Origin of the sequence: Sphingomonas sp. S-NIH.Pt3_0716, assembly GCF_003950715.1 — a bacterium.
Taxonomy (GTDB): Bacteria; Pseudomonadota; Alphaproteobacteria; order Sphingomonadales; family Sphingomonadaceae; genus Sphingobium; species Sphingobium yanoikuyae_A.
The window spans coordinates 209,071-224,184 of the sequence record NZ_QLJK01000002.1; the positions used below are offsets into that span (position 1 = coordinate 209,071).

At 65.7% G+C, this 15,114-nt stretch carries 14 protein-coding genes; 9 read left to right on the forward strand and 5 right to left on the reverse strand.

Annotation, left to right across the window (positions count from 1 at the left end; genetic code table 11):
* The first annotated feature begins 112 nt into the window (after positions 1 to 112).
* From BRX37_RS02490 to BRX37_RS02505, 4 genes are all read left to right on the forward strand, one after another.
* Positions 113 to 1,255: an acyl-CoA dehydrogenase family protein gene (locus BRX37_RS02490; protein ID WP_125985383.1), complete on the forward strand. Its 1,143-nt coding sequence runs from the start codon at positions 113 to 115 to the stop codon at positions 1,253 to 1,255.
* 11 nt (positions 1,256 to 1,266) lie between these two features.
* The gene (locus BRX37_RS02495; RefSeq protein ID WP_206434096.1) at positions 1,267 to 2,331 is read left to right on the forward strand and encodes an enoyl-CoA hydratase/isomerase family protein; all 1,065 of its coding nucleotides are present in this window, start codon (positions 1,267 to 1,269) and stop codon (positions 2,329 to 2,331) included.
* A gap of 23 nt (positions 2,332 to 2,354) precedes the next feature.
* Complete coding sequence (gene mmsB / locus BRX37_RS02500) at positions 2,355 to 3,242, forward strand: 3-hydroxyisobutyrate dehydrogenase (protein ID WP_125985385.1); 888 nt, start codon at positions 2,355 to 2,357, stop codon at positions 3,240 to 3,242.
* Positions 3,243 to 3,340: 98 nt separating this feature from the next.
* Positions 3,341 to 4,918 (forward strand): cytochrome P450, encoded by a 1,578-nt coding sequence (locus BRX37_RS02505; protein ID WP_125985386.1) that lies wholly within the window; start codon positions 3,341 to 3,343, stop codon positions 4,916 to 4,918.
* Between the two features lie 38 nt (positions 4,919 to 4,956).
* On the opposite strand, the gene BRX37_RS02510 is transcribed toward BRX37_RS02505, so the two are convergent.
* The 5 genes from BRX37_RS02510 to ligK form a co-directional block, all read right to left on the reverse strand.
* Positions 4,957 to 5,589 (reverse strand): DUF4198 domain-containing protein, encoded by a 633-nt coding sequence (locus tag BRX37_RS02510; protein WP_125985387.1) that lies wholly within the window; start codon positions 5,587 to 5,589, stop codon positions 4,957 to 4,959.
* An 11-nt stretch (positions 5,590 to 5,600) separates the two neighbouring features.
* The gene (locus BRX37_RS02515; protein WP_004208437.1) at positions 5,601 to 7,670 is read right to left on the reverse strand and encodes a TonB-dependent siderophore receptor; all 2,070 of its coding nucleotides are present in this window, start codon (positions 7,668 to 7,670) and stop codon (positions 5,601 to 5,603) included.
* Positions 7,671 to 7,826: 156 nt separating this feature from the next.
* Positions 7,827 to 8,714 carry an amidohydrolase family protein gene (locus BRX37_RS02520; RefSeq protein ID WP_125985388.1) on the reverse strand — a complete coding sequence of 296 codons (888 nt, stop codon included), beginning with the start codon at positions 8,712 to 8,714 and terminating at the stop codon, positions 7,827 to 7,829.
* Positions 8,711 to 9,745: a 4-oxalomesaconate tautomerase gene (locus BRX37_RS02525; protein ID WP_125985423.1), complete on the reverse strand. Its 1,035-nt coding sequence runs from the start codon at positions 9,743 to 9,745 to the stop codon at positions 8,711 to 8,713. The genes BRX37_RS02520 and BRX37_RS02525 overlap by 4 nt, the downstream gene beginning before the upstream one ends.
* A gap of 105 nt (positions 9,746 to 9,850) precedes the next feature.
* Complete coding sequence (gene ligK, locus BRX37_RS02530) at positions 9,851 to 10,525, reverse strand: 4-carboxy-4-hydroxy-2-oxoadipate aldolase/oxaloacetate decarboxylase (RefSeq protein WP_125985389.1); 675 nt, start codon at positions 10,523 to 10,525, stop codon at positions 9,851 to 9,853.
* A gap of 104 nt (positions 10,526 to 10,629) precedes the next feature.
* On the opposite strand from ligK, the gene BRX37_RS02535 reads away from it, so the two are divergent.
* The 5 genes from BRX37_RS02535 to BRX37_RS02555 all read left to right on the forward strand — a co-directional run bounded on the left by BRX37_RS02535 (position 10,630) and on the right by BRX37_RS02555 (position 15,098).
* Positions 10,630 to 11,781 (forward strand): LysR substrate-binding domain-containing protein, encoded by a 1,152-nt coding sequence (locus BRX37_RS02535; RefSeq protein WP_125985390.1) that lies wholly within the window; start codon positions 10,630 to 10,632, stop codon positions 11,779 to 11,781.
* Between the two features lie 64 nt (positions 11,782 to 11,845).
* Entirely contained in the window at positions 11,846 to 12,742 is an 897-nt protein-coding gene (locus BRX37_RS02540) for an NAD(P)-dependent oxidoreductase (RefSeq protein ID WP_125985391.1), read from the forward strand.
* A complete protein-coding gene (locus BRX37_RS02545; RefSeq protein WP_125985392.1) occupies positions 12,739 to 13,761 on the forward strand; it encodes an amidohydrolase family protein in 1,023 nt (340 codons plus the stop codon). Before BRX37_RS02540 ends, BRX37_RS02545 begins: the two co-directional genes overlap by 4 nt.
* A gap of 84 nt (positions 13,762 to 13,845) precedes the next feature.
* Positions 13,846 to 14,250: a protocatechuate 4,5-dioxygenase subunit alpha gene (gene ligA, locus BRX37_RS02550; RefSeq protein WP_004208430.1), complete on the forward strand. Its 405-nt coding sequence runs from the start codon at positions 13,846 to 13,848 to the stop codon at positions 14,248 to 14,250.
* Complete coding sequence (locus BRX37_RS02555) at positions 14,250 to 15,098, forward strand: class III extradiol dioxygenase subunit beta (RefSeq protein ID WP_122928328.1); 849 nt, start codon at positions 14,250 to 14,252, stop codon at positions 15,096 to 15,098. The genes ligA and BRX37_RS02555 overlap by 1 nt, the downstream gene beginning before the upstream one ends.
* The last annotated feature ends 16 nt before the right edge of the window (positions 15,099 to 15,114 follow it).

Below are 15,114 nucleotides of genomic sequence, written 5' to 3' on the forward strand. Positions count from 1 at the left end.
CGATGAGGCCTCCCCGGACATGGCGCTGCAGGTTGACGCTTCATGACCTCGTCGCGCTAATGGATGCCGGACCAAGTCCGGCATGACGAACGGAAAGAATGAGACAAGCCCCATGACCCAGTTCGACCTCACCGACGAGCAGCGCGCCGTGCAGGAACTGGCGCAGCGCTTCACCGCCGATGCGATCACGCCCCATGCGGCCAAGTGGGACGAGGATCATCATTTCCCCCGCGACACCATCCGCCAGGCCGCCGAACTGGGCTTTGGCGCCATCTATGTGTCGGAAGAGAGCGGCGGCATCGGTCTGGGCCGGCTTGAATCCGCGCTCATCATGGAAGCGATGGCCTATGGCTGTCCCTCCACCTCGGCCTTCATCTCGATCCACAATATGGCCGCCTGGATGATCGACCGCTTCGGCGACGATGCGGTGAAACAGCGCTATCTCCCGTCGCTCGTCACCTGCGAGACGATCGCCTCCTACTGCCTGACCGAACCTTCCGCCGGTTCCGATGCGGCGTCGCTGCGTACCCGCGCGGTGCGGGACGGCGACCATTATGTCGTCACCGGTTCCAAGGCGTTCATTTCGGGCGGCGGCGAAAATGACATCTATGTCGTGATGGTCCGCACCGGCGAGGATGGCCCCAGGGGCATCAGCTGCCTGGTGATCGAGAAGGACATGGAAGGCGTCAGTTTCGGCGCGCAGGAGCGCAAGCTTGGCTGGCATTCGCAGCCCACCGCCCAGGTCAATTTCGACGGCGTCCGAGTGCCCGTCGCCAACCGGGTCGGGGCGGAAGGGCAGGGCTTCGCCATCGCCATGGCCGGGCTCGATGGGGGCCGTCTCAATATCGGTGCCTGCTCGCTCGGCGGCGCCCAGCGCGCGCTGGACGAGGCGGTTGGCTACACTCGCGAACGGCGGCAGTTCGACCGCGCCATCGCCGATTTCCAGAATACGCAATTCACCCTGGCCGACATGGAGACGGAGCTTCAGGCCGCCCGTGCCCTGCTCTATCTCGCCGCTGCCAAGGTGAGCGAGGGTGCGCCCGACAAGACCAAGTTCGCCGCCATGGCCAAGCGCTTCGCGACCGACACCGGTTCGGCCGTGGCCGACCGCGCGCTGCAGCTGCATGGCGGCTATGGCTATCTGATGGACTATCCGGTCGAGCGCATCTGGCGCGACCTGCGCGTCCACCGCATCCTGGAGGGCACGAACGAGATCATGCGCATGATCACCGTCCGCGAACTGCTGAAGGCCTGAAGGGGATGACCATGACCGACGATGTTCTGATTGCGGTGGAAGGCGGCGTCGGCCGCCTGCGGCTGAACCGGCCCAAGGCGATCCATGCGCTGACCCGCGCCATGTGCGCGACCATGACCGACGCGCTGCTCGCCTGGCAGGATGATCCGGCGATCCGCGCGGTGATGATCGACCATGCCGAAGGGCGTGGCTTCTGTGCCGGCGGCGACATCCGCCTGATCGCGGAGAGCGCGGCGGGCGACAATATGGCGGCGCGCGATTTCTTCGCGACCGAATATCGGCTGAACCATCTGCTTTTCACCTATGGGAAGCCGGTGATTGCCTTCATGGACGGCATCACCATGGGCGGCGGCGTCGGCATCGCCCAGCCGGCGCGCCATCGCGTTGCGACCGAACGCACCGTCTATGCCATGCCGGAAACCGGCATCGGCCTGTTCCCCGATGTCGGCGGCGGCTGGTATCTTTCTCGCCTGCCGGGGCGGTCGGGCCGCTATCTCGCCGTCACCGGCGCGCGGATCGACGGAGCGGACGCGATCGCGCTCGGCCTCGCCACCGACTATCTGCCGAGCGACCGGCTGGAGGAGACGAAGGCCGCGATCATCGCCGACCCATCCGATATCGGCGCGGTGCTGGCGCGCTTCGCCGTCACCCCGCCCGACAGCCATTTCGCCGCCCGCCTGCCGGATATCGACCGGCTGTTCGCCAGCGACCGGCTGGAGGATATCTATGCGGCGCTGCGCGCCGACGGATCGGACTGGGCGCAGGCGCAGCTCGCCGCGCTCGACACCAAGTCGCCCCAGACGATGAAGGTCGCGCTGCGGCAACTGGCGCAGGCGAGCCGCCTGACCCGCTTCGTCGACAATATGGCGATGGAATATGATCTCGCCTGCCGCATCATCGCCCGGCCCGACATTGTCGAAGGCGTGCGCGCGCTGATCGTCGACAAGGACAACCAGCCGCGCTGGAACCCGCCGACAGTGGAGGCGGTGACCGACCAGCTGGTCGATGCGATCTTCGCGCCCTTGCCGGAAGGCGAGGGCTGGACACCGCTGCCCCAGGCGGCGGTCGACGCCTGACAGAATAAAAGGAGAGGATGGACATGAGCAGCATCGGCTTCATCGGCCTTGGCAATATGGGCGGCGGCATGGCGGCCAATCTGGTGAAGGCGGGCCATGATGTCACCGCCTTCGACCTGTCCGAAGCCGCGCTGGCCCGCGCCGAAGCGGCCGGATGCACCCGTGCGGCATCGGCGGCGGAAGCCGTTCAAGCTGTCAGCATCGTCGTCACCATGCTGCCCGCCGGCAAGCATGTCCGCGCCGTCTATGGCGAGCAATTGCTGGGCGCGGTCGGGCCGGACACGCTGCTGATCGACTGTTCGACCATCGACGTCGCTTCGGCCCGCGCCGTCATCGAACAGGCGGCCGAACGCGGTCTCGCCATGGTCGATGCGCCGGTGTCGGGCGGCATCGCGGCGGCCAATGCCGGCACGCTCACTTTCATGGTCGGCGGCGAGGATGCCGCCTTTGCCCGCGCCGAACCGATCTTGCAGGCGATGGGCAAGGCGGTGATTCATGCCGGCGCGGCCGGTGCGGGGCAGGCGGCGAAGATCGTCAACAATATGCTGCTCGGCGCCACCATGGTCGCCACCTGCGAAGCCTTCGCCTTGGCGGAGAAGCTGGGCCTCGATCTCCAGACCTTCTTCGACATCTCGTCCAAGGCGTCGGGGCAGAGCTGGTCGATGACCAGCTATTGCCCGGTGCCCGGCGTCGGGCCGGAAACGCCAGCCGATCGCGACTATGAGGGCGGCTTCGCCAATGCGCTGATGCTCAAGGATCTCAAGCTCGCGGTGGAGGCCGCCCATGGCGTCGACGCCAGCGTGCCGATGGGCGCGGCGGCGGAATCCCTCTATCAGGCGCTGGTCAATACGGGCGCCGGTGCCAAGGATTTCTCCTCCATGATCCGTTTCCTCAAGGGCGCGGCGGCCTGACATCCCTGACTTGACCGCAACCACATATGATCTACTGTGTATCATATGTGGTTGCGCGATCGCTCCTGCGCGCGTGACGGCAGCATGGGAGAGAGACGATGGTGGCACTGGAGGCGCGCGACTATTTTACCGATCGCGGCATATTGCAGGATCCCTATGCCTTTTTCGAGGCGGTCCGGGCACATGGCCCGGTCTATCAGCCGCCGGGACGGGACTATCTGATCGTCACGGGCTTTGACGAAACGCTCGAAGTCCTCGCCAATGCCCAGGATTTTTCCGCCGTCAACGCGCTGCAGGGGGCCGCGGCGCCCTTGCCCTTTGACCCGCAAGGCAGCGACATCAGCGCGCAGCTTGAAGCGCATCGGCCCGATTTTCCCGGCGGCACGATGCTGGTCGGGCTGGACGACATGCCCCACACCATGCTGCGCGGGCTGGTCAACCGGCTGTTTACCCCCTCTCGCCTCAAGGCGAACGAGCGGTTCATATCGGATTATTCGGACCATCTGGTCCGCCAGGCGGTGGCGCGGGGGCGGACCGAGCTGATCCGGGACATCGCCACGCCCTTCGTCACGTTGGTGATCGCCGACCTGCTGGGCGTGCCGGCGGAGGATCGCCAGCGCTTCATGGATGTGATCGATGCGGCGCCGCCGCCCGGCAGCCTGGACGCGGCGGACAATGACTATGCGGGGGAGGGGCATCCGCTGATCGTCATGGGTTCCTATTTCGCCGCCTATGTCGAGGATCGGCGGCGTCATCCGCGCGAGGATATATTGACCGAGCTGGCGCTGGCCAAATATGCCGACGGGACCACGCCCAGCGTGGCGGAGATCGTCAACCTCGCCACCTTCCTGTTCGGCGCCGGGCAGGACACCAGCGCCAAGCTGCTGGGCAACGCCATGCGCCATATTGTCGATCAGCCGGGCCTTCAGGACCAGCTGCGCGCCGATCCGGCGCTGATCCCGGCCTTGATCGAGGAAGTGCTGCGGATCGAGGGATCGAGCAAGCAGACGGCGCGGGTGGCGCGGCGCGATACCCGGATCGGCGATCAGGCGGTGCCGGCGGGCACCTGCATATTGCTGGCACTGGCGGCGGCCAATCGCGATCCTGCGCGCTGGGACGCGCCTGCGGACCTGCAACTGGATCGTCCCCGCATTCGCGAGCATGTCGCCTTCGGCCGGGGCAAGCATGTCTGCGCCGGCGCGCCGCTCGCCCGTGTCGAGGTGCGGATCATTCTGGAGAAGTTTCTGGAGCATAGCAGCGCGATCGAACTCGACCCGGCCCGCCATGGCCCGCCCGGTGCCCGCGACCTGCATTTCGAGCCGAGTTTCATCATTCGCGGGCTGGCCGACCTGCACCTGACCCTGACGCCATCGACCACCGCATTGGCCGATCGGGGTGAGACGGGCAGCTTCCCCGTTGCGGGGCAGGCGCCGCAAGCACAGGTGGAACCACAGGATGAAATGCTGTCGACCGCTCGCACGAAGATCGGCGTGCTGCTGGCCGATCCGCAGACGCGCAGCCTGCTCGATCGCTATTTTCCGGGCGTGGCGGATGACCAGCGCATTGCGATGGCCAGGGGCATGACGCTCCGCGCGATCCAGCCCTTTGCCCCGTCGCAGTTCACCGATGCGGCGCTCGACGCGCTGGACGCGGATCTGGCGGCTCTTGCGGCATGAGGCGGCGGCGCGGGCCATCGGCCCGCGCCGCTCCAGTGTCAGTTATTGACGAAGGTCAGCGTGGCGATGTTGTAGAGCGTCGCCACCTTGGCGCCGCGCAGGCTGAGGTCGCCCTTTTCCTCCTGCGTCGCGGTCAGGATATAGCGGCCCTTTTCCTTGATCGGCAGGGTCACGCGGCCCTGGGCGTCGGTGACGAAGCCCTTCGACCATTTGTCGGGCGAGATCGCGGTCACCTTGACCCCGGCAAGCGGCTTGCCGTCGCGGACCAGCGTGAAACTGCTGGCGCCCGCAGCGGTCGGCACGATTTCCAGCGGCATCCCGGCCTTGGCCTCGCTGCGGCCGGCGCGCGCATAATAGATCACGCCTTCCTTCTTGCCGTCCTCGCCCCAGGGATCGAACACGCTGTCGTCGATCACGCGCACGTCGCCGGCGGGCACGGCGACCTCGATATAGCCGGCCTTGCGCACCTGCGCGGCGGAGGATGCGGGCACCAGCTTGGGCGCCTTCAGCTTCTCGAACTCGGGATCGCCACCCTCGGGCAGCGGATCGCCCGGTTCGCCCAGATAGATGCGCGCCGGGCCGGCGCCGTCCCGTTCGACCCACACTTCATGCGCCTGCGCCATCGCGGGCAGGCAGGCGATCGCCAGCAGCGCACTAGTCCATTTCAGCATAGTCTCTCTCCTCAGAAACGGAAGCCGACCGTGCCCATGACGTTGCGCGGCGCGCCCATGAAGCAGTCGCCACGCGCCAGACAGGACGCGTAGAATTTCTTGTTGAGCAGGTTGGTCGCATTGAGCGCGAAGCGCCAGTCCTGCCAGGTGATTTCCGCCAGCGCGTCGACGGTGGTGCGCGATGGCGTGACGATCGACCAGATCGCGCTGGTCGATACGCTCTTGCCGCTATAGACGACGCCGCCGCCCAGGCGCAGCTGCGCCTCGTCGGCCAGGCCGAAGGTCTTGGTGGACCAGAGCGACGCAGTGTGGCGCGGCATATAGTCGAGGCTGGTGTTGGTTTCCGACTTCAGCTTCGAATAGCCATAATTGGCCAGCAGTTCGAAATTGCCGGGCAGGGTATGGCTCGCTTCGATCTCGAAGCCCTTGGTGTTGAGCACGCCCGACTGTTCGGTGCCGCCCGCCGCGAGATAGAGGACGCGGTTGCGCTCCTTGATCTTGAACACGGTGGCGGTGACCAGGGTGCTGGGGGCGGGCTGCCACTTCACACCGGCTTCATATTGGGTGCCGGTCTGCGGCTTGTAGGCATCGCCATAGCTGCCGTCGCCATTGTCGATCCGGCCGGCGACCGGCAGGAAGCTTTCGGTGTAGCTGAAGAAGGGCGAGATGCCGGCGCCGATTTCGCCGATGATGCCGGCGCGGAAGGTGGTGGCATTGTCCTTCTGGCCCGAAGAGCCGGTCACGCGATCGCGGCGGGCGCCCAGCACGACCGATACCCGGTCATAGAAGCGGATCTGGTCCTGGACATAGACGCCCAGCTGCTTCTGGCTGTCGCTGGTGAAGGGGCCAGTCGGATCATAGGTCGCCAGCGCATCATAATCGATGTCGTAAAGGTCGACCAGTTCATAGCCGCCGGCATAACGCTTGGACACCTTGTTCCAGCTATAGTCGATGCCGACCAGCAGCTTGTGCTCGATATTGGCGCCGGTGTTGAAATTGAACTGGACGTTGTTGTCGGTCGAAAAGACGTTCATCCGCGCGTCGCTGGCATCGGCCGTCAGCGCGATGGTGCGCCCGTCGGTGCCATAGACCGAGAAGGGATCCTGCGGGTTGGTATAGCTGTCGGCATAATGGGTGTTATATTCCAGGTCGCTGTCGATATAGCGCGCCTTGAGGCTCAGCTTCACATTGTCGGAGAAGCGGTGGGTGATCGAGCCGCCACCCTGCAGCGACCGGCCATCATAGCGATCCCAGCCGGCCTTGCCGACGAAGGTGTAGCGATCCAGCTGCTCGCCCGCGACATTGTTGGGCATGAAGGTGCCGACGATCGGCAGGAACTGCGATGTCGAACCGGTGTCATCCTCCTGATAGAGGCCGGTCAGCACGATGTCGGTATCGGGCGTCGGCTGCCACCGGATCGAGGGCGCGAACATCACGCGGTCGTCGGGGACATGGTCGACATAGGTGTCGGCGTCGCGGACGCGGCCGACGAAGCGCACAGCCAGATTGTCGGCCAGCGCGACATTGACGTCGCCCATCGCCTCCTTGCGGTCATAGCTGCCATAGACAAGGTTGAGTTCGCCGCGCGTGGTGAAATCGGGCGTCTTGCTGACCAGGTTGACCAGGCCGCCGATCGACCCCTGGCCGAACAGCACCGATGCCGGGCCGCGCAGGATTTCCACGCGCGAGAAATTATAGGGGTCCGACGTGATCGACGCATAATAGCTGAAGATGTCGCGCATGCCGTCGCGGAACTGCAGCGCGTCCAGGCCACGCACATTGAAGCCATCGACGCGGGTATCGCGGCCATAGGGATTGGCCAGCACGCCGGCGGCATATTTCACCGTGTCGCTGATGCTGATCGCACCCTGCGACAGATATTGTTCGGATGTGATGACCTTGATCGGCTGGGGCAGTTCGACCAGCGCCGTATCGGTCTTGGACCCGGTGGTCGCGGCGGTGACGACGATGCTGTCTTCGTCAGTGCGGGGGGCGTCCGCGGCGGCCGCCTCTGCCGACCAGGCGGTGCCATGGCACAGCGCGATCAGGGCCGCGCCGCTCAATGCGATGAACTTCTTCATATGGGATCCCCCGTGACTCGTTTATGGGGCGCCCATAGCGATATTGATATTCGTTCGCAATTCTGTTGACTTGCATTTGCGAAAGGCATGTTGCGCAAATGCAACCGACCGCCCCGGACGGAGCGGCCGTGTGCTGATTGGAAACCGGCTGTGCCCTTATAATTCCTCGGGCCAGTAAAGCCGCATCGGGTTGTCGATCAGCAGCTTGCGCTGCAATTCCACCGTCGGGGCGATGCGCGGGATCATGTCGACCAGATGGCCGTCATCGGGGATCGCATCCTGCATGTTCGGGTGCGGCCAGTCGGTGCCCCACAACACGCGGTCCTGATAGTCGGCGACCAGCGGCGCAACGGCATCGGCAAAGGCGTTCCACGGATCGCCTGTCGGATCGAGCCGGTCGGGGCAGGTTGCCTTGAACCAGATGTCGTCACGGCTTTCGAGAAAGGCGCGGAACGCCTTCATGTCGGCGCCATCCGGCCCCTGGGTCACGTCCGGACGGCCCATATGGTCGATCACCAGCGGCACCGGGATCGCGTCCATGAATGGGCGCAGTTCCTCGAGGATGTCGGCCTCGAAATAGATCACCACATGCCAGCCCTTGGGCAGGCGCTTGGCCACTTCCAGGAACTTGTCCTTGGGCGCGTCATCGACCAGGCGCTTGAGGAAATTGAAGCGGATGCCGCGCATTCCGCCCTCATGCAGGGCGGCGAGATCGGCCTCCGAAATGGCCGGATCGACCACGGCGACGCCGCGCGCCTTGCCGTTCGATTTGGCGATGGCGTCCAGCGTCGCGGCATTGTCGGTGCCGTGGCAGCTGGCCTGGACGATGACATTGCGGGCGAAACCCAGATGGTCGCGGAGCGCGAACAGCATGTCCGGGCCGGCATCCTCGGGCAGATATTTCGCCTTCGCGCTGAACGGGAATTGCGCCATCGGACCGAACACATGGCAATGGGCGTCGATCGCGCCGGCCGGCGGGGTGTAGCGCGGTTTGGACGGATTGCCGTGCCAGCTGATGATGCGGCCAAGTTCGGGGGCGGTCATGCGAAAATCTCTCCATCCATCAGCTTGCGCGCGGTGCGCAGCATGGCGGCGCTGGTGACCGCGCCACTCTCGTCCAGTTCCATGACACAGGTCGTCTCGCCGGTCGGATGCTCGACCGACAGCGTCTTGCGATTGCCGCCGGGGATCGACGCGACTTCGGCCGCGGGCGATCCGTCGATCAGGCAGGCGGTGGCGACGCTGACCGCGCCCAGCACGCCGATCGAGGCATGGGCGCGATGCGGGATGAAACTGCGCACCGTGATCGCGCCGCCATCGCGCGGCGGGGCGACCAGCATCATCTTGGGCACGGACTTTTCCTTGACGTCTCCCAGGTTCATCCGTTCGCCGACGGCAAGCCGGATCGCCTCGATCCGGGCTTTGAGCGCCGCATCCTTGTCCAGCGTGTCGCGGTCTTCATAACCGGTGATGCCGACATCCTGCGCCTTCATGACGACGCAGGGCATGCCATTGTCGATCAGGGTGACGCGCACGCCCTCCACCTCGTCAAAGGCATTGCCGGTCGGCAGCAGTGCGCCGCAGGAGGAGCCGGCGGTGTCGCGAAACTCCAGCGGGATCGGCGCGGCGCTGCCGGGCACGCCGTCGATCCTCGCCTCGCCATCATAGCGGACCTTGCCACCGGGGGTCTCAACCGTGGCGATCGCGATCTGTCCGGTATTTTCCATGAAGATGGCGACGCGGGTCTCGCCGTCCTGCGCGGCGACGAGGCCACGCTCGATCGCGAAGGGGCCGATGCCGGCCAGGATATTGCCGCAATTCTGCGCGTCGCTGACAATCGCCTGATCGACGAAGACCTGGAGGAAGAGATAGTCGACATCGACGCCCGCCCGCTCGGATTTCTTCACCACCGCGACTTTGCTGGTCAGCGGATCGGCGCCGCCCATGCCATCGATCTGGCGCGGATCGGGCGATCCCATGACCCGCAGCAGGAAGGCGTCGCGCGCGGCTCTGTCGGCAGGCATGTCTTCCGAAAGGAAATAGCCGCCCTTGGACGTGCCGCCGCGCATCCACATGACTCTGGCCGACGTCACGCCCTGCCTCCGTTCGGTTCGAGCCTGTCGAGAACGGGGCGCAGGGTTCTCGACAGGCTCGAACCGAACGGGGTGGGGAAAAGCGCGTCAGACATATTTGAGGCCCATTTCCTGGAGGCGCGGGCGCATATTGTATATGTCGAGGCCCAGCTCTCCGGCGGCTAGGCGGACGCGCTTGGCTTCCTCGGCGGCTTCGCGGGCCTGCGCCTTTTCCAGCACGGCGGCGGCGTCGGCGCGCGGCACGATGCACACGCCATCATCGTCGGCGATGATCACGTCGCCCGGATTGACCAGCGCATTGGCGCAGACAACCGGGATATTGACCGATCCCAGCGTGCCCTTGATCGTGCCCTGGGCGTGGACCGCCTTGGACCAGACCGGGAAGTTCATCTGCTTGAGGTCGCGCACGTCGCGCACGCCCGCGTCGATGATGAGGCCACGGCAGCCGCGTGCCTGGGCGGAGGTGGCGAGCAGGTCGCCGAAATAGCCGTCGGTGCAGGGGCTGGTCGGGGCGAGCAGCAATATGTCGCCTTCCTTCAACTGTTCGATCGCAACATGGACCATCCAGTTGTCGCCCGGCGGGGCGGAGATCGTCACCGCGCTGCCGGCGATGCGGGCGCCCGGATAGATGGGGCGCATATAGGGGGCGAGCAGGCCCTTGCGGCCCTGGGCTTCATGGACGGTGGCGACCCCCGCCTTGGCGAGGCCATCGATGACGGCGAAGTCCGCCCGTTCGATATTCTGGACGACAATGCCGGACATCAAGCCTTCTCCTAGCGCATAAGTTGACAGCGATGTGGACAGGTGCAGCGCGATGCTCAAATCCGAACTGGAACCAGTGCATAAATTTTTGCTAAGTGTTGGACATGAACCCCGACCAGTTCAATATCCGACATCTGGCCGCGATGGCGGCCGTGGTGGAGCTTGGCAGCGTCAGCCTGGCGGCGCGCGCGGTGAACCTGACCCAGCCGGCGGTGACCCAGGGGATCGCCAAGCTGGAGGCGCAACTGGGCCTGCCGCTGTTCGCGCGCCAGCCCGGCGGTATGGTCGCGCTGGAGCCGGCGGAGCGGCTGAAGCCCCGGATCGATGCGGCGCTGCGGCTGATTGGCAGCAACCGGGTGACCGCGGCGCAGGTGCGCGCCTTCGTCGCCCTGGCGCGCGGCGGCAGCTATGCCGCGGCGGCGGTGGCGACCGGCGTGGCCGAACCCTCGCTGCATCGGGCGGTCGGCGATCTGGGGCTGGCGCTGGGACAAAGGCTGGTCGACCGGCGCGGGCGCGGCGTGATGCTGACCAGGGCCGGAACGGTGCTGGCGCAGCGGCTGCGGCTGGCGCTGGCGGAATTGCGGCAGGGGCTGGAGGATCTGGCCGACCTGCGCGGGCAGGAAGGCGGGCGCATCCTGGTCGGCGCCATGCCGCTGTCGCGCGCGCGCCTGATCCCCGATGCGATCGGCCGGTTCCGCGCCGATTTCCCGCTGGTCGACATCAGCGTCCATGAAGGATCGCATGCAGAACTGGTCGGCCCGCTGCGCGATGGCGAAATCGACATGATGGTCGGCGCGCTGCGCGATCCCGCCATGGCGCTGGACCTGACGCAACGGCCCCTGTTCGAGGATCGGCCGACCATCCTGGCGCGGCGCGGCCATGCGCTGGCGGCGGGCTGGGACGCCGATGCGCTGCACCGCTATCCCTGGATATTGCCGCCGGAAGGCACGCCGCTGCGGCAATTGTGGCAGGCGATGTTCGCGGCGTTGGGCGGCGACCTGCCGGCGGTGCCGATCGAATGCGGATCGGTGATGACGATCCGGCAATTGCTGGTCGGCGGCGAGTATCTGACCTTGCTGTCGCACGATCAACTGGCGCTGGAGCTGGAGGCGGGGCTGCTGATCGATATCGGCCCGGCACCCGGCGCGATCAGCCGGACCATCGGCCTCACCACGCGGGCCGACTGGCGCCCGACCCGGTTGCAGCAGCAGTTCATGGCCGCGATCGATCAGGCTGCGGCGCATATGAATTCGTAAAATCTTATAATGATCCAGCGGATTCGATTGGCGGCATCAGACAGGATCCGTCATCCAACCCGCCATGGAGCAGGAAATCGGTCTGATCGGATTTGGCGAGGCGGGGTCCACCTTTGCGATGGCGGGGGACTGGATCGACGCGGCTCGCGTCTATGATATCCAGACCGATGCCGGCGCCACCCGCGATGCGATGCTGGCGCGCTGTGTCAGGGCCGGCGTCCGGGCCGTGCCGACGCTGGCCGATGCCGTTGCGCCCGTCCCCTTCATCCTGTCGCTCGTCACCGCCGACCAGGCGCTGGCCGTTGCGCAGGCCGCCGCCGCCCATATCGCCCCCGGCGCCCTCTATTGCGATCTCAACAGCGTCGCGCCGCAGACCAAGCAGGCGGCGGCCCGCGCGATCGAGGCGGCCGGTGGCCATTATGTCGATGTCGCCGTGATGGCGCCGGTCGATCCGGCCCGGCTGAACGTGCCGCTGCTGGTCAGCGGCGCCCATGCCGATGCCGCGCGGGCAGGGCTGGCCCGGCTGGGCTTCACCAATATCCGCGTCGTTGGGGAGGCCGTCGGCCGCGCGTCGGCGATCAAGATGATCCGGTCGGTGATGGTCAAGGGGCTGGAGGCGCTGACCGCCGAATGCATGCTGGCGGCCGATGCGGCGGGCGTGCTGGACGAGGTGATCGGATCGCTCGACGCCAGCGAGAAGCCGCGGCCCTGGGATATCCGCGCCGACTATAATCTCGACCGCATGATGGTCCACGGGCTGCGCCGCGCGGCCGAGATGGCGGAGGTGGTCAAGACGCTCGATGGCCTTGGCACCGGTTCCGCGATGACGCGCGGTACGGTCGAGCGCCAGCAGGCGATCGGCGCGTTGGGGCTCAAGACGCCGCCCGAAGGGCTGGGCGCCAAGATCGACAGCATCATCCAAGCAAAAGCAGAACAGACAGGAAAGGCCGACGCGGCATGACCATGATTATCGACTGCCACGGCCATTATACCGTGCTGCCCAAGGGGCATGACGCCTGGCGCGAGGAGCAGAAGGCGGCGTTCAAGGCGGGCGTGCCTGCCCCCGCCTATCCCGACATCAGCGACGCCGAAATCCGCGAGACGATCGAGGCGAACCAGCTGCGCCTGATCAAGGAACGCGGCGCCGACCTCACCATCTTCTCGCCGCGCGCTTCGGCCATGGCCCCCCATGTCGGCGACGCGGCGGTGGCGAAGGAATGGGCGATGCGCTGCAACGACCTGATCGCGCGCGTCGTCGGCCTGTTCCCCGAAAGTTTCGTCGGCGTGTGCATGCTGCCCCAGTCGCCCAAGGCGGACATGGCGAACAGCATTGCCGAGCTGGAACGCTGCGTCGACATGGGCTTTATCGGCTGCAACCTCAATCCCGATCCGGGCGGCGGTCATTTCCAGCATCCGCCGCTCACCGACCGTTACTGGTATCCCTTCTACGAGAAGATGGTCGAGCTGGACGTGCCGGCGATGATCCATGTGTCGGGCAGCTGCAATCCGGCGATGCACGCGACTGGCGGCTATTATATCGCCGCCGATACCATCGCCTTCATGCAGTTGCTGGAGGGCGACCTGTTCAGGGACTTCCCGACCCTCAAGTTCATCATCCCGCATGGCGGCGGCGCCGTGCCCTATCATTGGGGACGTTACCGGGGCCTGGCCGACATGCTGAAGAAGCCCGACCTGTCGACCCATCTGATGAACAACATCTTCTTCGACACATGCGTCTATCATCAGCCGGGCGTCGACCTGCTGGCGGACGTGATCGACAACAAGAATATCCTGTTCGGGTCGGAAATGGTCGGCGCGGTGCGCGGCATCGATCCCACCACCGGCCATTATTTCGACGATACCAAGCGCTATGTCGATGCGCTGGACATCAGCGAGGGCGAGCGTGCCGCGATCTTCGAGGGCAATGCCCGCCGGGTCTTCCCCCGGCTCGACGCGCAATTGAAGGCGCGCGGCCTGTAAACCTATCCCCGCGGAGGGGCGCGTTCATCCCCCGGTCCTTTGTTGGAAGGAAGGGCCGGGGGATGGATGCCAAGAGAGGATGAGATGAGCATCGATATCCACGAATATCTTGCCGAGTTCGACGATATTCCCGGCACCCGCGTCTATACGGCGGCGCGGGCGCGTCAGGGCTATTGGATGAACCAGTTCGCGATGAGCCTGATGAAGGCGGAAAACCGCGTGCGCTGGCTGGCCGGCGAGCGCGCCTATATCGACGAATGGCCGATGACCGAGGCGCAGAAACAGGCGATCCTGGACCGCGACTATAATCGTTGCCTGGATCTGGGCGGGAACATCTATTTCCTTGCCAAGGTGTTCTCGACCGACGGCCTCAGCTTCCTGCAGGCGGTCGGCACCATGACCGGGATGAGCCCGGAAGATTATCAGGCGATGATGATCGCCGGCGGCCGCTCGCCTCAGGGTGTCCGCTCCATCAAGGAGAAACGCTGATGGCCCGCATCACTGCCGGCGTCGCCACCAGCCATGTGCCCGCCATCGGCGCTGCCATGGATCTGGGCAAGACCGCCGAACCCTACTGGCAGCCTTTGTTTGCCGGCTATGACTGGTCGCGGCAATGGATCGCGCAGGAAAAGCCCGATGTCGTAATCCTGGTCTATAATGACCATGCCTCCGCCTTCGACATGAAGATCATCCCGACCTTCGCGATCGGCTGTGGCGAACGCTACAAGCCGGCCGACGAGGGCTGGGGGCCGCGCCCGGTGCCCGATGTGATCGGCGAGCCGGACCTGGCCTGGCACATCGCCCAGAGCCTGATCCTCGACGAATTCGACATGACCATCATCAACGAAATGGATGTCGACCATGGCCTGACCGTGCCGTTGAGCCTGATGTTCGGCCAGCCCGACGCCTGGCCGTGCCGGGTGATCCCGGTCGCGGTCAATGTCGTCACCTATCCGCCGCCTTCGGGCAATCGCTGCTGGCGGCTGGGCGAGGCGATCGCCCGCGCGGTCGAGAGCTTCCCCGAGGATCTCAACGTGCAGATCTGGGGCACGGGCGGCATGAGCCACCAGCTTCAGGGCCCGCGCGCCGGCCTCATCAATGCCGAGTGGGACAATCGCTTCCTCGACCTGATGAGCCAGAGCGACGATGGCGAGGCGCTGCGTGCGATCGAGCATATCGAATATCTGCGCGAGACCGGGTCCGAAGGGATCGAGATGGTCATGTGGCTGATCATGCGCGGGGCGCTGGGCGACAAGGTCCGGCCGCTGCACCGCCATTATCATGTTCCCGCTTCCAACACTGCGGTCGGGCACCTGGTGCTCGAACCGACGGACTGAATTTCGGTTCGCACTC